This window comes from Candidatus Auribacterota bacterium, assembly GCA_026392035.1.
Taxonomy (GTDB): Bacteria; Auribacterota; Tritonobacteria; order UBA1439; family UBA1439; genus JAPLCX01.
Genome location: JAPLCX010000023.1, coordinates 1 through 21,127, shown reverse-complemented (window position 1 = coordinate 21,127; position 21,127 = coordinate 1). Strand labels below are relative to the sequence as shown.

Below are 21,127 nucleotides of genomic sequence, written 5' to 3'. Positions count from 1 at the left end.
AGCAAGAGCAGCCCAGTCCACACAACCACATAACCGGAATCTAAAACTCACACATGGATGCGCATGACATAAAGCTCATCGCGGTTCAATTGCGGGTTGTGCTTGAAGATATCATGACGATAGACGAAGCGCTGATAAAAAGGGATGCGCTCGTTTTCCGGGGTGACTTCATTCCGTCTGCGGAAGAGGCATTCGGATGGATGAGAGAGAGGCTGGGGCGCATGGGGTTTGTCCCGATGATCGCTCGCCGCGGCAGCAGTTATGAGGTGCGGGTCGTGCCAGAGACGTATCCCTCGCCATCGAATCCGCTGATCAACCTGCTGCTCTTTGTGCTCACGGTGATCTCCACGTTGGTCGTCGGTGCCGGGTTGGCGGGGGTTGACCTCATCGCTCAGCCAGAACGGTTCAGCGCAGGTCTCCCCTTTTCCGTCAGCATCCTCGCCATCCTGGCGGTGCATGAGTTTGGCCACTACCTCATGTCCTCCTTCCATGGTGTCAAGGCGACGCTCCCCTATTTTATCCCCGGCCCGACCATCATCGGCACATTCGGCGCCGTCATCAAGACCAAGTCGCCCGTTCCTGATAGGAAAGGCCTGCTCGATATTGGCGCTGCCGGCCCCATCTGCGGTTTCATTGTCGCCCTCGTCGCGCTCGGTGTGGGGTTGTCTCTTTCCGAAGTCGTTGACCTCTCGCCCGTGGTGAAGAGGGGTGTGACCGAGTTCGGGGACTCTCTGATGACCATGCTTATGACGTATTTCACCAAGGGCCATCTGCCCGAGGGTAAAACGGTGATGCTCCATCCCGTCGCCTTCGCCGGCTGGGTGGGGCTCCTGATCACCGCGTTCAACCTCATGCCCGTGGGTCAGCTTGACGGCGGACACGTGCTCTATGCAGTGCTCGGTCGCTGGCACTCGCTCGTCGCCCGGATGACTATCGCTGCCCTCCTTATCATGGGGTGGTTCCTGTGGCAGGGGTGGTTCCTGTGGGCATTCCTCGTAATACTCCTCGGGCCATATCACGCGCCACCCCTCAATGATGTGACCCCTCTCAATCGGGGGAGAATAATCATCGCGCTCCTGACGATGGTTATTTTAATTCTCTGTGTTGTCCCTATCCCGATCACGTTCCAGGGGGGGTTCTAACCTATCGCTGAGGGCGCATTTTTGAGTACAAACGTACCAGATGCGAATGACCGCATTTTCCTGAAAAAGCTGTGCAGCGGGGAGGACGCGCGGGAATTAACGCGCTGGGAAGATATCCTCGCGCGCGTGATCGAGACGCCGAAGGCTGAGCTCCACTGCCATTTGGACGGTTCCATGAGGCCGGAGACGCTCAAACACCTTGCGCAATCCACTCCCGATCTCGACTGGGGCCTCTGCGCTGAACGATTCGGCCCCTCGATCGCGGGCAATATCGTGCATGGTGTGATGAGCGAGGTAAAGCACTACCTCGAGTATCGCGTGCAAAATGGAAGCCTTTCCGACTACATGCGTGCGTACGCCTTGCCCAAGACAGTCATTGCAACAGAGTACGGCATACGCACAGTGGCTTTTGAAGTGTGCGAGGATAATTACCGCGAAGGCGTGCGCTATCTTGAAATCCGTTTTAATCCCTGGATGCTCGGAGGGGCAATCACACCGGAGAACTATATTAAATCGCTCGCGAGGGGGATAGGTGAGGCGCGCGAGAAATATCCGGATCTCGAGGCGGCGCTCCTGCTCTGCCTTATTAAAGATCATGAGCCGTCTCTTGCAGAAAGGATACTCGATGAGTCTCTCGAAGCAGCACATGATCCCTCCGTGGGCGGCCTCATCAAGGGGGTTGACAGTGCCGGCAATGAGATTGGCTTCCGTCCGGAGAGATATGCGGAGATCTTCGGGCGTGCGCGCGATGCAGGGTTGCCCATTGTCTGCCACGCGGGAGAAGCCTATAAGTCGCTCGAGGATGGGATAGCGCTCATCGGGGAAGTTATCGACGTTCTGGGGGCAAAGAGAATCGGCCATGGCCTTGCTGCCGGCATCAACGCCGCAACGCTGCTCGGGAGAGATGATGTGAACGGCAGGCCCTATGACCGGAAGCGGGTTCAGAAGATTTCCGAACGGCAGCGAAAACTGCGGGAGCGCCTCCGCGTGGAGAATATTCTCGTGGAGGTATGCCCCTCGAGCAACATCCACACGGGCACTGTCCGCTCGATCAAGGAACATCCCCTGGGCATATTCCTGGATGAGGGAGTGCCGGTGGCGATCTGCACGGACAATCGCTGGATTTCTCACACGAAGCTGAGCTGGGAGATCGTCCGCGTGGCCAAAATCCTGAATTTGGACGAGGCCAGCGTGAACAGACTTATCGGCGCCCCTTTCCGGTACACCCTGGATCGTTTGAGGAGCCTCTAGTGGCGACGGGGCGCGGGGAGAAGGCTCATGCTGCTGTACCCCTCAACGGTGCGGTTTTAATAGCATTCATTCTGTGGGGGGTTGAGGGGATTGAGTAGATCATATCGTTGTGCTGATCGAGCTCATTTTCATCACCGTCTCGATCGAGATTTGCATGCCGGCAGGTGATTTTCCGTCTGGGGTTTAATCTGTCATTTATACAGATACAGATCCTTCTCCTGATACTCCTTGATTTTGAGGCGGGGATACACGAACACGCCGTCGTCGCCGACCGTTCCCCTGAACTCGACGGGGAACTTGCTCGCGACCTGCTTGCCCGTCTTTTCGCTCAGACCCTTCCTGTAGCTGATCTCTTCCGCGAACGCCATGAGCCCTTTGTACGTTGGGTAGTCGATATCGATCGTCTCTTCTCGCACGCCCTTTTGCTCTTTGAACACGAGGGTGATTTTCCCGCGCCGGGGAGAGTACAGGCCTTTTGAATCCAGTTCACCATTCTCAAGATTCCCATCGAGCAGATGCGGACCGATATGCAGCGCCGTGAGCTTGAACACGATCGGGTACTCGACGAGGGTCGCCTTGTCGAGCGTGAAGAGGGGCTCCTTCACCTTTTCGAGCGCGGAGAGCGCCTCAAGTGCCTTTGCCGCTGCCTTGCTGCGGGGATAGTCGTCAAGGATGGTTTCGTAGCACCGGAGTTTTTCCTGTGGGTTCTCCGTCGCGTTGGCAAAATCGAGGTACTGCTGGGCCGCCTTCTCGCGGAGCTTCTCAAGCGTCCTGTGGGAAACCCTTCCGCTCGCCGCGTAGTGATAGACCGCCTTCGAAAGATTCTGCCTCTTGGCATAGGCCCCGGCGAGCCTGAGGTGTACTTCCGGTGCAGCAGGTGAATCAGGATAGCGGCGCAGGTAGTTGAGGCCGGAGTCAATAATCTCCTGTTCGGAGACGGGATTTTTTGTGAACGAGTTCACGCCGCGGAGGACCAGCGCGATCACGTTGAATGTCCCCAGGCTCTGGAATGCTTCGAGCCCCTGGGTGATGACACGCGAGGTGCCAAGGATAACGTTCGATTTGGCAAAATCGGGTCCCATCGCGATGTACTTTGTGGTCTGCTTACCGTGCTGCATTTTCGAACGCTGGAACGCGAGGTGGAGGTTGTACTCGGGGTCGGCGAGGTACGCGCGCGCGTGCCGCCCGATATGAGAGGCGGGGTACTTCCCGGCGATCCTCCGCATGATTTCCATGGCCGCCTCGCGATCCCCATCCATATCACGGGCGACCGCGACGGCGTAGAGCGCGTGGGGGACATACGGGCTCTTCGGGTGACGGTTGATCAGCGTATCCGCTTCACGGATCATTGCGTCGGGATCGCCCGCCACGGCGCCGTAGAGGATATTCAGGTAATCAGCTTCTGCCTCATCGGGGGTGAGCTCCCTGGTTTTGTCTGCGGGTTCGAGTGTTTTTCCCTTGAGCCTGTTCCTCTGTGACTCTAACTCCCGCGCCCGCGTGAGCCCCTCGGATGCCTTGCCGGCCCCTGGGCAATATGCGAGGGCGTTCTTGAAATATTGCTGCGCCTGCCAGAAGTTGCCTTTGGATATCTGCTCCTCGGCGAGCGCGAGCTCACGCTCGTAGCAGCTCTTGATGCGCTTCTGATCGAGCGCCGTGGCGCGGTGGCGGAGGAGTTCTGCCTTGTCGCTATGGGGGTACTGATCCAGGAACTGCTTGTAGAGGACGAGCGCCTTCTTCTCTTCAACGCTGAGCTCCGTGAGTTTGCTGAAGTTGAGCAGCGTTGCGACACCCGAATCAATCAGCGCGGGGAAATAGCCGACCGCGAGAAGACTCAGCGGCCTCACGAACGTATTGAATATGAACGCGAAGCGGTTGTAGCGATCCGTGGCGAGGAGCGAATTGGCGCTGCTGACCTCGTCGGTGAGCCTGAAATTTACCCGGCGCCGCAGTTCCTCATCAGGGGCCTCACTGAGGATCGTGCGTTGGGCCTCCATGAACTCATCCCGGTCCCTGATGCCGCTCAGCATCAGATCAAGAAGGTTGTCGCTCAGGCCGGTGGCCGCGTGCCCCTGTTCGTTCATGAAGTTGTCCATGCCCTTGAAAAAGAGGTACTCTTTCTCGAGGTCTTCCGATTTATTGAGATAGGCGAACGAGATCGCGCGGCAGACGTGCTGCTCAATGTCGGAGGACGGAGAGCGCGGAGCGGCAGGGGGCGTGGGGCTTTCGGATGCGTGGCAGGAACCCTGCGGGAGACGAAGCCATGCCATGAGCGCCAGCGCGGTGAAAAAAGAGAGGTCGAAAATTCTCCTCATTCGCTCTCACCCTGAATCTTCGCGATGAACGCGTTGAAGGCCTGGAGCTTCCCGAGTGCCTCCACTTTTTCTGTTGCCCCGTCTTTTTGTGCGACGAGGCTGTAGAGGCGTATCGCGGCATCCGCTGTTTTGTTGAACGTCTCCATGTCGAATTCGAGGCTCCGCGGATCTGCTTCCTGCGCGTAGCGCCTCGAGAGAAGGGCGCAGAAGTCCGCCCAGTTCAGGTAGTGGAGATTGATGTTCTTGCTCTGGGCGTGTTTGATCGTCAACTGTCGGTAGAGATTGAGTGCGTTCTCGATGCCATTCTTGATGACGAGATAATTCTGCGCCACGAACTCCGCGAGGTGCTGCTCGACCTTCTCTTCATCCTCGCGCGCCAGCCACTCGTACGGGGTCCCCGTCACCTCGCCGATGAGCTTTCCCCAGGTGTCAAGCTTGAATTCCAGTTCCGTGAGATAATCGCTGACATTATTTTTCTCGATACGGTAGTTCGCGAGGTCATTAAATTTTTCAAGAATCGCCATTGTGCTGCTCGCCTGTTCCCTCAACGGAGAATCGCTCTCGGCAACGTGCTTGAAGGCTCTCAGCGCGCCGTCGTAATCGTGCAGCCGCTCCATGCAGATCCCCTTGCTGAAGTTCACGACGTCGGGCATGCGCCGCGGGTATATCTTTTCGAAGTTGAGAAGTCGTATCAAGCTGGCCTTGTAGAGGTTCTGGCCGCTCGGGTCGCGGGGGGCCGGGAAGCGGTAGGCATTGTCGTTGGCATGCCGTTGCAGATCGCTCACGATTTCCAGGAGGTTTTCATAGGGCTCGTAGCGCGCATCCGCGTGGAGCGGTGCCTTCGAGGCGCAGCCGGATATGAGGAGGCATATGGCCACTGCCGGAAATGAGGTGATTCCCTTTCCCGTGAGTGCGAATTCGTGGAACGCTATTTTCATATGGCAGTCATATGAGACGGCGGACCCGGGCGCTCCGCGAGCGTGGACCCGCCCGGTTATTCCTGATCGCACCATAGTATCATTTTTGACGTTTTGTTTCCCTGTATAAATTACCTTCCGGGTAATGGGTCAGTTTTGCAGGGGTAACGGTAAATGATGTTCGCCACGGATTTTCACGGATAACCACACGGATGGCCGCAGATGAAGCTTTCTTTTCATCTGTGAATATCCGTCATAATCCGTCCCGCTTAGCGGGATCAGTGGCCCCCCTCTATAAGTGACCCCTTACCCTTCCGGCACGCTCATGCCCGTGCGGATAATGACTCACGCCCCTGCCAGTGGATGCCCGAATTCCCGGCTCTCGCCTGGGACATTTGATAAAATTCACCCGTGGGGCGGGTGCAGGCGAAAGTAACAGTGCATTCCCTTTCATGGCCTGAACGGTGGCATGTTCCCCGTCTCATTCACCCGTCTGAAAAAGCGATCCCGAGCTGCGATGCGTTCGAGCGCTCGTCAATCATCGCCCGTACCGGAAGAGGGGCGGCGGATGCGCAGACCGGCGTTCTATCTTGCGTTGGCTTTCGCGGGCGGCATTCTGCTCTGTCGTTCGCTTGGGACAGCGTACCTTGTTCCCGCGGCGTTCCTCTCGCTCGTTTTTGCGTGTGGAGGCGCACTCCTTCCATGGCCGCATCCCTCAACTGGCATGACAGTGCTCGCCGCCTTTCTCGCGGGATTCTTCACGTGCGCGCGCTATGAGCGCGCGCTCGATCACGGTGATTTGAGAATACTCTTCGGCGAGCGATCAGCCCGCATAGGCGTCCGGGGGATTCTTGTGGCGGCCGGTCAGTGGGAGGAGGGGAGGGAGGGAAGGGGCTCTGCCCGATATAGGGCGGTGGGGACGATGGGCGTGCGGGAGGTCGAAACAACGCGCGGATGGATTCCCGTGTGCGGACGGGTGCGCATCACCCTTCTCTCCGGCCGGCCGATTGAGCTTGCCTGCGGTGACTCGCTACAGTTAGTCGGCACGCTGCGCCGCATCCGGGGGGCGACCAACCCGGGGCAATTCGATCGGAGGGCGTTCTGGCACAGGCGCGGGATAGATTATTTTCTGGCCGTGAGGGGCGAGTCGCAGATAGTGTGCATCGAATCGGGGAGGGCACGAGCGATTTTTCGATGGACCGAGTGGCTCAGGGAACGGTTGCGCCGCGGGCTTGAACGAGGGGTGCCGGATGGCCCTGAGCGGCAGATCATCCTCGCAATGATACTGGGCTATCGGGAGAACATTGGCGATGAGATCAACAGGCCTTTTCAGCTCACCAATACGATGCATATCCTGGCGATCTCCGGCTTGCACGTCGGTTTCTTTTATCTCATGGTGGGCGCGCTGCTCAAGCTCCTGCGCGTCCCCCAGCGGATCGCGGCACTGATTACCATCCCGCTCATTGCTGCCTACGCCATGCTGACCGGTCTCGCGGTTCCCGTGCTGAGGGCCTCCGTTATGTTCATTGCGTTCCTGGCGGCCCCGTTCCTCAGCAGGCAGCGAGACGCGACTAACTCACTTGGGGTAGCCGCCCTCATCCTCCTCGCGCTGAATCCACTCCAGTTATTCGACGCCGGTTTCCAGCTCTCATTCGTGGCGGTCCTTTCGATACTCGTGCTCGCCCGCCCAATCAACAGCCTCTTTCTGCGAGTCTGGCCATGCGGCCCCTTGCCTGGACAACTGCTCGTGGGGCGAGGCGAACGGTTGCGCTGGTATTTCGGGAAGCGGGTGATGGTGCTCTGCGCCACATCGATCGCGACGTGGGTCGGCATGACCCCGCTGATCGCCTATTCATTTCACATAGTGACATCCCTCGGGCTGCTCGGGAATATGGTGGTAATCCCGGCGGGGCTCGCCGTGGTGTGCCTTGGCTTCTCAGGAGCATTCTGCTCGCTGATCAGTTCTCCCCTTGCAGGGCTCATCAACTGGCTGAATTATTGCGTCGTGCGGCTCATGTTCGAGGCGATTGCCTTGATTGCGCGCATTCCGTGCTCCTGGCGCTACGTACCCCCTCCTGGACCGTTTCAGTTCTTTTCCTACTATGGGGCCGTTGCGGCAGGTGGCCTTTTTATCTGGGGAGGGTGGCGTAAAAAGGAGCGGTATCTGGTGCTGCTTGCCGCCGCAGTTCTATTAATCCTGCCGTTTGCCTTCGTCCGGGAACACCCGCTCCTGACAATCGTTTTCCTCGACGTGGGGCAGGGTGATGCCAGCTATATTAAGTTCCCCGGGGGAGAAAACCTTCTCATAGATGGGGGGCCGGAAGCCGGCGTATCCGCGGGGAGGGTGATCGTGCGGCCTTTCCTCCAGGCTCTCGGTCGGGCGAGGGTTGATACGGTACTCCTCACACACCCGCACGATGATCACATCGACGGTCTTTTCACGGTGCTGCAGGAGTTCTCCGTGCGCAGATTGGTGCTCACGGGGACGGCCCCCTCGTCTGACAATTGTAGGAAGCTGCTCGGCCTCGCGCATGCGAAGGGGATCAGGGTCTATACCGTTGAGAGGGGCGACCGCCTGGCGCGGGGAGATGGGGTGAGCATCACTGTTCTCAACCCGGGTCGGAATCCCCATAGCGGGGCGCAATCCGACCTCAACAATAATTCCGTGGCGCTTCTCACGGAATACGGCGAGGTGAAAATCCTGCTTTGCGCCGATATGGAAAAAGAGGCCGAAGGCGAGCTGTGCAGGAGCGGCCTTCCCCTGAAGGCTGATGTGTTGAGGATAGGACACCATGGCGGAAAGAGCTCGTGCACCGATGAATTTTTGCGGCGGGTGTCGCCGAAGTTGGCCATACTCAGTGCCGGCGAGAACAATAAATTCGGGCATCCCTCACCGGAAGCCCTCGCGCGCCTGAGGCAGGCAGGGTGCGTGGTGCTCCGTACCGATGTGCATGGCGCGATCACGCTCACCACTGACGGCAGGAAAATTGATATACACACCTTCCGATAGAGAGGCGTTGTGAACAGAGGCCGCGATCACGCGGGGCAGGGGAGGAGATTGCATGCTCAACGAGCGGATAGTCGGTGGCGGAGGGCGCGGGGGAATGTGAGCGGGCGCAATGCCCGTTCATCGATCGCTGCATTACTGTTTCTCTTCCATCTTCTTCGTTCGATCGAGAAGCTCCTGCTGGAGTTTTGAAATCTTTGCACGCTGCGCGGCCTCTGCCTCGCGGTTAATCACAAATTCCACGTCGAGGACATTCCCCTCTTTTATCCCCCGGGGGAGAAACTTCACGGGCCACTCCACGATCCCCTCTCCTTCAACTTCAAGGACTGCCAGCTCTCCCTCAATACGGTCTATAACCACCCTCGCCTTCATAGTCTTGCCCCTCCCGGGTTCGATCATGGCAGAGGGAAATCACACCTCCTCCTCTGCCGCATACAGTCATCATACGGGGTTACAGACGGGAGCTCAAGGGGTAGTTATGGTCAATTGCGCATTCCAATCGCCGCGCGCCAGATGAAGGGGATCGGCATTGCGGATTGACTCCATGGGTGATATGGTCTATTATTTAAAATCGGCCCTGTGGGCCTGTTTTCCCGGCAGCGCTCCTCAAAAACGGGCGTGGGCAGCGCAATGGGGAGGGGAGACACTCGGTTGGCGATGGCGGATCCCCGATGCGTTCAATGAGGGACCGATTCTGGACGGGATGGCAATGACCGGGAATAAGAGAAGAGTGGGCATCGTGGGCATCGGGGTGATCAGCCCCATCGGGCAGAGCACGCACGACTACTGGTCGAATCTCATCGCCCGAAGATCGGGGGTTTCGCACATTTCGCTTTTCGACGCCTCAACGTTTCCGACCACCATTGCGGCAGAGGTGAAGGATTTTGATCCGCTCAAGTACATTGAGAAACGGAAGTCCCTCAAGGTAATGATGAGGGACATGCAATTCGCCGTTGCAGCGACGAAAGAGGCCGCTGAGGATGCCCGGCTGGACCAGCCCCAGCCTGACCCCACGCGGATAGGTGTGGTCTTCGGCGCGGGAATGATCTCAACCGATGTATGCGAGCTCGCGCCGGCCATCGCGAGGTCGCTGGATGGAGCTGGACAATTCGATATGGCGCGCTTCGGCGCTGAGGGGATACACCTGCTCTTTCCCCTCTGGCTCCTCAAGCAGCTCCCCAACATGCTCGCATCCCATGTCTCGATTAATTATAACGCCCAGGGGCCCAGTAACACCATTACCACCGGCTGTTCTGCGAGCGCGCATGCGATCGGTGAAGCATCCCGCATCATTTCGCGGGGAGGGGCGGATATTGTGATCACGGGGGGGGCGAGTTCATGTATCACCCCCCTCAAGCTGATCCGCTATCACAAACTTGGCGTCCTCTCCCGGAGGAACGATTTTCCCGAGATGGCGAGTTGCCCCTTTGACGCCAGGAGGGACGGATTCGTCATTGGGGAGGGGGCAGGGATCATCATCCTGGAAGAGATCGAACACGCGCGGGCGCGGGGGGCGCGTATCTACGCGGAACTGCTCGGATACGGAAGCTCGGTGGACATGCAGAGAAGCCCAGGGGGCGCGGTCGAGACGTCAAGCAAATCACGCGCCATGCGGGCTGCGGTCGCGGACGCGGGCATTGCGGCATCGGAGGTCGACTACATCAGCGCCCATGGGAATTCAATCCCCTTTACGGACAGGTTGGAGACGATGGCCATTAAGGAAGTCTGGGGTGGGCGGGCATACTCAATCCCTGTGAGTTCAATTAAGGGCCAGATCGGCGACCTGACGTCGGCTTCGGGAGCCATGGGGCTCATCTCGGCAGCGATGGCCATTCATCATCGGGTGATCCCCTGCACGATGAACTACGAAGTGAGGGATCCTGAGTGTGACCTGGACTATGTCCCGCAGCCCCGGCCGGCAGCCGTGTCGTGTGCGCTGTGCAATTCGTTTGACTTCATGGGGCAGAACGTGAGCCTTGTGCTGCGGAAAGTGAGTTGAGCGAAGATGAGTGATTGGCGGCGGGTCGTCGTTACCGGAATGGGTCTCATCACCCCTCTCGGAATCAGCGTGGAGGAGAATTGGGAAAGTCTTGTGAATGGCCGCTCCGGGATAGGGCGCCTCATGCGTTTCGATGCCTCCGGTTATCCCACGAAGATTGCGGGTCAGGTGAAAGAATTTAATGCCGTGGAATTGGTGGGGCGGCGCGATGATCTTGATTCCCTTGGAGTGCACACGCAGTTTGCCCTCGCAGCGGCCCGCGTGGCATACGACGATGCGGGTCTCAAGGAATGCGCGCTCGATCCCGTGCGGGTAGGCGTGTACCTCGGGTGCGGCGAGGGTGATCCGAGCTTCACTTGGTTGGCGCACCGGATCTGCGAGTCGCTGGAGGGGGATACGGTGAATATGGCGACATTCCTGCGCCAAGGCATTGAGATGCTCAACGCCAAGAAGGACATCGAGTATGAGCCCAGTAAGCCGGGATACCACATCGCAAACGTGTATAATGCGCAGGGGCCGAACTCTAACTGTCTCACCGCGTGCGCCGCGAGCGCGCAGGCGATGGGGGAGGCGGCGTGCATAATCGCGCGGGGCGATGCGGATGTCATGTTCACGGGTGGGGCTCACTCGATGATTCATCCGATGGGCCTCGCCGGGTTCAACCTGCTCACGGCGATCTCCACCCGCAACGATGACCCCGAGAAAGCGAGCAGGCCCTTCGATCGCAAGCGGGACGGATTTGTGCTCGCCGAGGGGGCCGGTATCCTCATCCTGGAGGAAGAGCGGCACGCCCTTTCTCGGGGGGCAAAAATCTACGGCGAGGTCCTCGGCTACGGCTGTTCTTCCGATGCATACCGCATTACCGATATCCATCCCGAGGGGAGGGGGGCCGCCCAGGCGATGCAGAACGCCATACGGGATGCGGGCATCCGGCCGGAGCAGGTGGACTACATCAATGCGCACGGCACGTCAACCCAGATCAATGACAGAGTTGAAACGCTCGCGATTAAGAAGGTTTTTCTCGAACACAGCACAAAGGTGCCGGTGAGTTCGACCAAATCGATGATGGGACACCTCATCGCTGCCGCCGGTGCGGTCGAAGCCGCCGTCTGCCTTCTCGCCATCGGGCGCGGCGTCATCCCCCCCACGATCAATCAGGAATTTCCCGATCCCGACTGTGACCTCGACTACGTGCCCAACAGGGCGCGCGAGGCGAGCGTCCGCATCGCGCTCTCGAACTCCTTTGGATTCGGCGGCCAGAATGTATGCCTGGTGCTCGCCCGGCATGGGGGGTGATCTCCGGTGAAGTACATTAAAATCGATGGTATCCGCTATGAGACGCTGCCCCTGCTCCAGAGGGTATTCAACCGCGCCATCTTGAATCCCCTGGTGAATTACATTGTCCCCGCAAAGATCCTCACCGGTTTTCTCAGCACGAGCAGGAGCCCGCTCGTGCAGGAATCGATCCTGCGGCCCGGTGGATGGAGGGCCATGAGGATATCATACGAGAACCGAGAACCGAGGGATTGGATCGACAAGCGCATTCTCAAGGATGCGGTGCTCACGCTCAGCGCTCGCAACCGCAGACGGATGGCGGTGAGTGCGCTCAAGGACCTCATCCATAAATATCGCGTGCAGGGAGATGTCCATATCGTGGGTATCGGCACAGGGCCGGGCTTCAACGTGCTCGAGGCGATGGTAGATGCGAATACCGACAGGGTTTTTGCCTATTGCATCGACGAGGACATCGACGCGTTTGAATTTGGCAAGAAATTGGCCGATGAGATGGGTTTGAGGGGGCGGGTGCGCTACATCGCCGGGAACGCGGTCAACCTTGAACACCTCCTGGAGGTCGTGCCACATATCGTGAAAATGGTGGGCATCCTTGAATACCTCACGGATGACCAGGTGAAGGAGCTTTTTCAGGTGAGCCACCGCATGCTTCCCCCAGGCGGAAGCGTTCTCGTGAACAGCATGCGCGATACCCACGGGGTAGACCGTTATCTGCGCAGGGTTTTCAACTGGCATCTGAACTATCGCTCCCCTCGGAAGATTTTGAGGTTATTTGAGGAGTGCGGCTTTGGTGAATTCCATCAACGGAGCGATCCGCTCGGCGTGTATTCTATTGTCGTCGCATCGAAGCGATAGGATCGCACTGGCATCGCCCCCTCACGCTCTCCCCCTCACACGCTCCCCCTCCCTTTCTATGTGGGATTTGGAATTATTAAGAGGAACAGGATTCACACAGATGAACGCAGATAGTTCAAAATCATGTTATCTGTGTGTATCTGCGTGTATCCTGTTTCAATATCATTAATAACTATCTGGAGCAGAAACTATGTATAGGACGGTGCTCACGCCCCTCGTGTACGGATGGGCGAGATTGCACGGGATAAGAGCGCAGAGGGCATTCCGGCGCGCTGCGGCGAACTGTGCCGCTGCACAGCGGGCGATGCTCCTCGCGAAACTCCGGTATGCCTCGGGCACCGAGTACGGGCGGCGCTTCCTGTTTTCAAAGATCGCGTCACCGGAGGGATACCGCAGGGCTGTTCCGATAGTCGGTTATGAAGCGCTCGCTCCGTACATAGAGAGGATTATACGCGGCGAGCGGAACATCCTCTTCCCCCCTGGTGAAAAACTCCTCATGTTCGCCATGACCAGCGGAACCACGGCGACGCCAAAGTATGTACCGGTGACCGGGAGGTATCGCAGGGAACTCGCGCAGGGAAACTTTATCTGGGGCATGGGCCTGCTCGCCGATCACCCCCATGCCATCGATCAAAAGATTCTGCACATTATCTCTCCGAGCCGGGAGAGAGAAACGGAGCGGGGGGTGCCCTGCGGTGCGGCTACGGGCCTGGTCGCCGAATCGCAGAATAGGATCGCCAACCTCAAATACGCGCTCTCACCCGACGTGTACCTGATCGATGACTACGACGCCAAGTATTACTGCATTGCGCTGCTGGCGATGCAGCATAAGATCTCTCTCCTGATTGCTGCAAACCCGAGCACGCTCGTGGCGCTGGGAGCCTGTTTGGAGAAAAATGCGGGGCGCATGATAAAGGATTGGTATGATGGAACACTCTCCGTGTCGGAGCGGCTTGACCCTGCATTGGGACGCGCGCTCGCTTCGCGCGTGGGCAGGAAGCGCTCGCTGGCTTCACGGCTCGATCGGCTTCTCGCCCAACGCGGCCGGCTGTTGCCCCGCGATGTGTGGCCGGAGCTCAACGTGATCGGATGCTGGACAGGGGGGACGCTCACGCCATGGCTCGACCTGGTCAGGGAGTACTGGGGTCCGAAGCCGCTGAGGGATCCCGGCCTTATCGCGTCGGAGGGGCGGATGACCATCCCGCTGGAGGATGGAGCGCGCGGGGGCGTGCTCGACATCGGAAGCCATTTCTATGAGTTCACACCATACGGTGAGGAGCGCGCGGGCGGAGACACCCTCCTCGCGCACGAGCTGCGAGAGGGGGAGAAGTACTACATAATCCTCACCACCTCATCCGGTTTTTTCCGCTATAATATCTCGGACGTGGTACAGGTGACCGGCTATTTCGGTGAAACGCCCATCCTGAAGTTTCTCCACAAGGGGAACCGCATCAGCTCATTGACCGGGGAGAAGATTTCGGAACACCAGGTGGTAGAGGCGTTTCGTGCGTGTGAGCGCCAGTTGGGTTTTTCGGTCCCCCAGTTTACCGTGTGCCCAGGCTGGGACGTGCCGCCGTTTTACTTCGTCCTCCTGGAGGAGCGTCCCGACGGCGTGTTCGCGGGCGATCGGGGTGAACGGCTCCTGGCATCGATCGGCGCGCGATTCGATGCGGAGCTCAGGGAACTGAACATGGAGTACAAAAACAAGAGGGATTCCGGGCGATTGGGGGCGCCGGTGGCGAGGGTGATCATCGAGGGCTCGTTTGAGCGCGATAAGCGGGCTCACATAGAAAAGAGCGGGGGGAGGATGGAGCAGTACAAGCATCCCTACCTGAGCCCGCTCCTTGACCACTGCGCGCGATTTCAGATTGCCGGGGAACCGGGTGCGGGGCGAGGAGAAGACCGGGGCGCCTCATCGCAACGATAGGGGGTATCATTGCACGAGCGTGAGCTGAAACGCATGGGGGTGGGGGCGCGTGCCGTCGGAGCGTGCCTCTGCGGCCTCCTGTGGGCGGGAGGTGCTTCGGTGGCGAAAGGGGGAGCGAACGAGCCTGATCTCATTGAGCTCCTGCACCTGGCGCAGAAGAACTACGAAACGGTTCAGGATTACACGGCCACATTCCATAAGCAGCAGCGGGTAGGGGGGGTCCTGTATGGAGAGGAGGATATATTATTCAAGTTTAAAAAGCCGTTCATGGTGTACATGAAATGGATCGGCGATATCGATAAGGGCAGGGAGGCTCTGTACGCAGAGGGGAAGCACGACGGGAGGCTCCTCGTCCATCTTGGTGGGATGATCAACTATTTTGCACCCACCTTTGCCCTCCACCCTACGGGCGCGCTCGCCATGCGCAGAAACTCGAGGCCCATCACGGAATCCGGTCTCGGGAATACCATCACGCTCCTCGTGCAGATGTGTGAGCGGGCGCAGCGCAATGGCGATTTACGCGTGCGCTATCTCGGCGCAAGAGAGGTGGGGGGGCGCCCGGTGCATCTGTTCGAGCGCACGCTTCCTCGCAAGGCGGGGTATCCCGCGCACAGAACAGTGCTCGCGCTCGATAGAGAAACCGGATACCCGCTCTCGGTGACCAGCTACGGATGGAGCGGCGAATTGCTCGAGAAGTACCTCTACGACGGCCTTCGGACGGATGTCGGGCTCACCGAGGCGGATTTCGATAGCGCAAACAGCGCGTACCATTTCGGCTATGTGACGGTGCCGATTCCATAGGCAGGTACACTCGCGCGGGCGAGAGAGGCGGGCATCCCTCCGCGAGAGCGATTGGTGTTCTGCCCTCAGATCAGTTCAACGGCGTATCTATCTTTTCACTCATCGGGGGTGTGATCGTGCGCATCACAAAAATCACCGTCTATCATGTTCGACTGCCGTTAAAAGTCGCCTTTGCCCATTCGCGTTCCACGCGCAGCACGGCGGAGAATGTGGTGGTTGAGGCGCTCACGGACGGCGGGGTGAGCGGTTTCGGGGAAGGGGTGCCGCGCGAATATGTCACCGGGGAAACACCGGCCTCCTCCGTGCGGTACCTGGCCAGGCTCGACTATTCCTTTCTCGCCGGGGAGTGGCGATCGCCGGCGCATGGGCTGAGCCGTCTTCAGGAGTGGGAGGGAGCTGCCGAAGGCGACGGGGCGATTTTCCCTGGCGCCGCCCGCTGCGCCCTGGGTCTCAGTGTGCTCGACGCGCTCATGAAATCGCATTGCGCCGGCGTGGGAGATCTCGCGGCGCATATCCGGGGGCTCACGCCGTGTGGTGAGCGGTCCGCCAGGGTGCGGTACAGCGCGGTGTGTTCCGGTGGTTCGGCGCGCCGCGTCGCCGCATCCTTGATCACGTACCGCCTCTACGGCTTTCGAGCCGTCAAACTCAAGGTGGGGTGGGGAGAAAAACGGGATGTGGCTCTGGTGCGCATGGCCAGGATGCTCCTGGGGCGTGGGATAGATATCAGGGTTGATGCGAATGGCGCATGGGATACCCCGACTGCGCTCAGAGTGATTCCACGCCTGTCGGCTCTCGGTATCTCTTCCGTGGAGGAACCGCTCGCGCCGGCGTGCAGGGACGATCTGCCGTTCATCAGGGCCAGGGTGAACGTCCCCATCATGCTGGACGAATCCGTCTGTTCTCCCGCTCAATTGAAACACGCGGTTGACAGCCGCTCCTGCGACGTGGTAAATATCCGGCTGTCTAAATGCGGCGGTTTCCTCGCTTCCCTGAGCATGGCCGCTGAGCTCCGCGCCAAGGGAATCGGCTATCAACTCGGGTGCCAGGTTGGTGAGACGGGGATCCTTTCGGCTGCGGGACGCCACTTTGCATTTCTCGTCCCCGGCATACGCCATAGAGAGGGGTCGTATGATCGATACCTTCTCAAAGAAAATTTGACTGCGGAGGACCTGACGTTCGGCTACGGCGGATGGGCGCCGCCTTTAGGCGGGATCGGATTTGGCATTACGGTAGACCGCGCCCGATTGAATAAGTACACGGTGGAGAAATTTGAACTGCATCAGTAACCGAAAGGTAACTGCTCAGGAGCCAGAATTCAGGAGTCAGGAGCCAGGAGTTGGAATGAGGACGCCGGCGGCGACATTACTGCTCAGTAGTTACTTGCGAGAACCCTATAGGTGGATATGGAGGAGTTGAATCCTGAGATAAAGGAGACATCAGCCGCTGACGGAGTCAAGCTCCGCTACCGTGAATGGAATCCCCGAACGCCCAGGGGCGTGGTGATAGGCATCCACGGCATCCGCAGCCACGGTGCATGGTACGACGAAACCTGCGCGCATCTTTGCCTCAAGGGGTATCATGTGCTCTTTCCCGATCGCCGGGGCTCCGGCCTCAACCGGGGGGAGATGAGGGGCCCCGTGAGCTATCAGCGATGGATCGGGGATGTGGAGCATTTTATCAGCCTCGCGGGGCGAGACCTCCCCGGGAAGCCGGTCCACCTCCTGGGAATATCGTGGGGAGGGCGGCTGGCGGCTGCGGTTGCCGTCGCCGGCAGGGTTCAATTGAAGAGTCTTATTTTTGCCGTGCCCGGCCTTGTCTCACTCCGCGATTACGCGCCATGGACAAAGCTCGCCGTGGCGATGGCGCTGCTTTTTAAGAACGATAGGGAATTCGTAATCCCCCTGGATGATCCGGCGCTTTTTACCGATGATCCGGACGAACAAAACTACATAGAAGAGGACGCGTTTGGCCTGAGGCGCGTGACCGCGAGGTTCCTCCTCGAGAGCCGGAGATTGGAGCGGTGTGCAAAAAGCGCATTCCCGGGCATACGCATCCCCTTCCTCCTCCTCCTTGCCGGGCGCGATCAGATTGTTGACAATGGCGCGGTGAAAGAGCTCTTCCATTCATGCGCATGTGGCGACAAGGTCATGAAAATCTATGAGAAGGCGAGGCACACGCTGGAGTTTGGCCCGTGCCGGGATGAGTATTACGAGGACCTGGTGAGGTGGCTCGACAACCACAGATGATAAGCCGCGGATACACGCAGATAAACGCAGGTAGATATAATTCAATGTGTTATTGCATGTCATGAGTTGCGTGGAAATTGCAGCACGGGCCGTTTTTCATATCTGCGGAAATCCGCGTTCATCTGCGGCAAAAGAGGAAATAACATCATGAATGCACTGGTGACCGGAGCGACGGGATGCGTGGGGAGTAATCTTGCTGAACTCCTGGTGTCGAAGGGGCATCGGGTGAGGGCGCTTGTCCGTCCCGGGAGCGATACGGCCTTTCTGCGGTCGCTCGGCGTGGAGCTCCGGCCTGGCGATCTCATGGATGAGGAGTCGCTCGGTGGCGCCGTGCGAGGCGTGGACATCGTATTTCACTGCGCGGCGGTGGTGAGTGATTGGGCGAGTCTTGAGGAAATGAGGCGCGTGAACGTCCACGGCCTCGAGCTGTTGCTCAAGGCGTGCGCCGCCGCCCGGATCAAGAGATTCCTGTACACGAGCTCAATGGTGGTCCTGGGCATGGACAGGCAGGACAATCTGGACGAGTCGGCGCCATTTGTGTACACGGGCGACAACTACAACACCACAAAGATAGAAGCCGAGAAACTCCTCTGGGATTCCGCAGGGCGGACCGGCCTGTCCGTGACGGTCATCAGGGCGCCCTACGTGTATGGCCCGCGCGACCGCCAGATGTTTCCGCGTATTCTTACCTATTTGAAAAACGGGAGGTACGCGTACGTTGCCGGGGGGTTGAATCCATTCACGCTCGTCTATGCGAAGAATCTTGCGGAGGCGCTGCTCCTCGCGGCCGGGTCATCGCGCGCCGTGGGCCAGGTATACAATGTTACCGACGGCGCATCAGTCACACGCAGGGATCTGATCACCAGGATCGCGAACGGGATGGGGTGTGCGCAACCCCGCAAGAGCATACCGTACCCTCTCGCCGTCATGGTGTGCAAGTTCTGTGAGCTGACCGCGAAGGTCTTGAGGCTGAAATCAGCCCCCCTCCTCAACCGGTTCAGGCTGAAATTCATGTACACCCACCTTACCTTCGATATCTCAAAAGCGAGACGCGAACTTGGATACGGCCCGGATATTCCGTTTGAGAGAGCCCTTCAGGAAACAATTGAATGGTTCAAAAGCCGGGGTTCGTGATTCGTATCTCGGAGAACGTGTGAGAATGAATAAGAGCGCCTGTACGCTTGATGCCTTTTACATGATCGTTGGGATTTGGGACCCGCCTATGGCGGGCAAGTTTGGAACTTGCCTGCCGGATGGCAGGTTTGGGATTTGAATTCATGATTCTCATTACCGGCGCGAACGGGTACGTGGGCGTGCACCTCGTGGAGAAACTCTGCGGGGAAGGGATAGCCGTCCGCGCGCTTGTCAGGAGGGGGTGCGGCGCCGACGAGCAGGCGTTTCTCGCGGAGATGGGGGCGCAGGTGGTTGAGGCGAATCTTGAGGAGGAGGCTCTTCTCCTGCGGGCATTGGAAGGGGTGGAAACAATCGTCCACCTCCTGGGAAGTATCGAGCGTCCGAAGCGCGGCGGTTACCAAGACATGCACACACGCAAGACCCAACTGCTCCTCCGGGCGTTTCGGGCCGCGATTCCCGGCTCGAAAAGGAAGTGCGCGGTTACCCGTCCGGGAGGAGCGGGGCGGGTCGTGTATCTGAGCGCCATCGGCGCTTCAGGGGAGGCAGGCAACAACTACTTGAAGACCAAGTGGGAGGCGGAAGAAGAAATCAGGCGGTCGGGCCTGGAATATATCGTCATCAGATCCTCGCTCGTCTTCGGGAAAACGACAGGGGCCCGGGACAGCAAAATCATCAAGAAGCTTTCCCGGATGGCCGCGGGTCGGAGGGCAGTGCCTCTTGTCCGCTCGGGACGCAATCGCCTCCAGCCGATCTTCATAGGTGACCTCGTATCCTGCATCACCGATGCGATTGCTGCCCCCGGCTGCCCCCGCGAGGTATGGGAGGTGGGAGGCCCCCGCGTACTCACGCTCAGGGAGATTACCGCTCTTCTGATCAAGGCACTGGGCCTTCAGCGCCGCATCGTGGGCATCCCCTATCCGGTCGCCTATCTCGTTGGCCTCGGCGCCCGGCTGCTCCGACGTGAGGGCACGCTCAATTTGGAACAGATCAGAATGTCGCGTTGTGATACTATCTGTACCCGAAATAGAGCCGAGTCCCTCCTGGGGAATCGCCTCCTCGGTTTTGAAGACGGCATGATGAGAACTGTTGCGCGCTTCGGCCTCGCCGGGCTATCGGGGGAAACAGAACAATGAGCTGGTGTATCAATGCCGCGGCGGCATTGCTCCTCGTCTGTGCGGTTATGTTCACGGTCAAGTACGTACGCTTGATCACGAACGTGTTCCTCAACTCAACTGTCTCCGCGGCGCCCCAGACCAAATGGGAGATCGCCGGAGAGGTGGTCAAGTTCGTGAGCCTTGACGGCGTGGAGCTCAAAGGGGTCTTTGTCCCCTGCACGTCCACGGGAGGGGCGGGGACGATCATCTTCGCTCACGAGGTCGGCGCGGGCCTCAATTCCTACGAACGGTATTGCGCGTTCCTCCTTGAAGAGGGGTACAACATTTTCTCGTTCGATTTTCGGGGTCAGCATGCTGAGAAGAACGGGAATTACAACCCCACCCAGTGGGCGAGCGAGAATGAATACTTTGACCTTCTGGGCGCCATCGCGTACGTCCAGGGGCGGGCTGATGTCGATCCGGAGAGGATCGGCCTTTTCGGGGTTTCACGGGGCGCGACGACGTGCCTCTGTGTGCTCGGCAGGAGCCCGGGGATCAAGGCGGTGGTGTGCGATGGCGCCTTTTCCACGATGGGGACGCTCGTGAGTTACATCCGCAAATGGGCCCCGATCTATTTCCCCCCGTGGATTGCCAACAGGCTCCCCGGTTTTTTAATCGCCTACCTGAGCTTCTTTGGGCTTAAGGCGTCACAGAGGAAGCTGGGCCGCAAGCTCCTCACGCTGGAGTTGGCCCTGAGGGAAAATCGCACGACGCCCGTTTTTATCATACACGGCAAAAAGGACAGCTATATCGACGCACGCCACGCGCGCTGGCTGTATGACCACATCCGCGCCTCAAAACAGATGTGGATTGTTGCAGGCGCGCGCCACAACGAGGCCGTGATCCTTGAGCCGGATGAGTACCGGAAGCGCGTGACCTCATTCCTGAAAGAGTACGTGTGAATATAGTTACTCGTATCTCGTATCTCGCATCTCGTATCTCGTTAATCCTGAAACCTGCGTGAAAATGGTGAATTAGACTTTCAATTTTCTGATTTTGGTAATGGCATATTCGAATGCGTCCTTGTATATAAAATTAGCAGGCAATTTTAAAGTCGGCCTGTTGCCGGAGCGTATTAGTTCTCCCGGG

16 protein-coding genes are annotated in these 21,127 nt (G+C 58.8%); 13 read left to right on the top strand and 3 right to left on the bottom strand.

The annotated features are described in order from the left end of the window. Positions 1-53: 53 nt before the first annotated feature. Positions 54-1,142, top strand: coding sequence for a site-2 protease family protein (locus NTX71_02255; GenBank protein MCX6338726.1), 1,089 nt, complete (start codon positions 54-56; stop codon positions 1,140-1,142). 21 nt (positions 1,143-1,163) lie between these two features. After that, complete coding sequence (locus tag NTX71_02250; protein MCX6338725.1) at positions 1,164-2,393, top strand: adenosine deaminase family protein; 1,230 nt, start codon at positions 1,164-1,166, stop codon at positions 2,391-2,393. 191 nt (positions 2,394-2,584) lie between these two features. Here the strand turns inward: NTX71_02250 and NTX71_02245 are convergent, their stop codons facing one another. Continuing rightward, positions 2,585-4,705 carry a tetratricopeptide repeat protein gene (locus tag NTX71_02245; protein MCX6338724.1) on the bottom strand — a complete coding sequence of 707 codons (2,121 nt, stop codon included), beginning with the start codon at positions 4,703-4,705 and terminating at the stop codon, positions 2,585-2,587. After that, the gene (locus NTX71_02240) at positions 4,702-5,643 is read right to left on the bottom strand and encodes a hypothetical protein (GenBank protein ID MCX6338723.1); all 942 of its coding nucleotides are present in this window, start codon (positions 5,641-5,643) and stop codon (positions 4,702-4,704) included. Before NTX71_02240 ends, NTX71_02245 begins: the two co-directional genes overlap by 4 nt. 547 nt (positions 5,644-6,190) lie before the next feature. On the opposite strand from NTX71_02240, the gene NTX71_02235 reads away from it, so the two are divergent. Next, positions 6,191-8,632, top strand: a complete 2,442-nt coding sequence (locus NTX71_02235) for a DNA internalization-related competence protein ComEC/Rec2 (protein MCX6338722.1) — start codon at positions 6,191-6,193, stop codon at positions 8,630-8,632. Positions 8,633-8,764: 132 nt separating this feature from the next. On the opposite strand, the gene NTX71_02230 is transcribed toward NTX71_02235, so the two are convergent. After that, positions 8,765-9,001, bottom strand: a complete 237-nt coding sequence (locus NTX71_02230; GenBank protein ID MCX6338721.1) for a DUF3006 domain-containing protein — start codon at positions 8,999-9,001, stop codon at positions 8,765-8,767. 172 nt (positions 9,002-9,173) lie between these two features. Here NTX71_02230 and NTX71_02225 point away from each other — a divergent pair, with 172 nt between their 5' ends. The 10 genes from NTX71_02225 (at position 9,174) to NTX71_02180 (ending at position 20,940) form a co-directional block, all read left to right on the top strand. Then, the gene (locus NTX71_02225; GenBank protein MCX6338720.1) at positions 9,174-10,628 is read left to right on the top strand and encodes a beta-ketoacyl-[acyl-carrier-protein] synthase family protein; all 1,455 of its coding nucleotides are present in this window, start codon (positions 9,174-9,176) and stop codon (positions 10,626-10,628) included. Between the two features lie 6 nt (positions 10,629-10,634). Beyond that, complete coding sequence (fabF, locus tag NTX71_02220) at positions 10,635-11,924, top strand: beta-ketoacyl-ACP synthase II (protein MCX6338719.1); 1,290 nt, start codon at positions 10,635-10,637, stop codon at positions 11,922-11,924. A gap of 6 nt (positions 11,925-11,930) precedes the next feature. Further along, positions 11,931-12,776: a class I SAM-dependent methyltransferase family protein gene (locus NTX71_02215; GenBank protein ID MCX6338718.1), complete on the top strand. Its 846-nt coding sequence runs from the start codon at positions 11,931-11,933 to the stop codon at positions 12,774-12,776. Positions 12,777-12,966: 190 nt separating this feature from the next. Then, a complete protein-coding gene (locus tag NTX71_02210) occupies positions 12,967-14,703 on the top strand; it encodes a GH3 auxin-responsive promoter family protein (GenBank protein ID MCX6338717.1) in 1,737 nt (578 codons plus the stop codon). Positions 14,704-14,712: 9 nt separating this feature from the next. Further along, positions 14,713-15,504 carry a DUF1571 domain-containing protein gene (locus NTX71_02205; GenBank protein ID MCX6338716.1) on the top strand — a complete coding sequence of 264 codons (792 nt, stop codon included), beginning with the start codon at positions 14,713-14,715 and terminating at the stop codon, positions 15,502-15,504. 116 nt (positions 15,505-15,620) lie between these two features. Further along, entirely contained in the window at positions 15,621-16,790 is a 1,170-nt protein-coding gene (locus NTX71_02200) for a dipeptide epimerase (protein MCX6338715.1), read from the top strand. A 126-nt stretch (positions 16,791-16,916) separates the two neighbouring features. Further along, the gene (locus tag NTX71_02195) at positions 16,917-17,750 is read left to right on the top strand and encodes an alpha/beta fold hydrolase (GenBank protein ID MCX6338714.1); all 834 of its coding nucleotides are present in this window, start codon (positions 16,917-16,919) and stop codon (positions 17,748-17,750) included. Positions 17,751-17,897: 147 nt separating this feature from the next. Beyond that, positions 17,898-18,884 (top strand): NAD-dependent epimerase/dehydratase family protein, encoded by a 987-nt coding sequence (locus NTX71_02190; GenBank protein ID MCX6338713.1) that lies wholly within the window; start codon positions 17,898-17,900, stop codon positions 18,882-18,884. Positions 18,885-19,027: 143 nt separating this feature from the next. Next, a complete protein-coding gene (locus tag NTX71_02185; GenBank protein ID MCX6338712.1) occupies positions 19,028-20,017 on the top strand; it encodes an NAD(P)H-binding protein in 990 nt (329 codons plus the stop codon). Then, the gene (locus NTX71_02180) at positions 20,014-20,940 is read left to right on the top strand and encodes a hypothetical protein (protein ID MCX6338711.1); all 927 of its coding nucleotides are present in this window, start codon (positions 20,014-20,016) and stop codon (positions 20,938-20,940) included. The genes NTX71_02185 and NTX71_02180 overlap by 4 nt, the downstream gene beginning before the upstream one ends. The last annotated feature ends 187 nt before the right edge of the window (positions 20,941-21,127 follow it).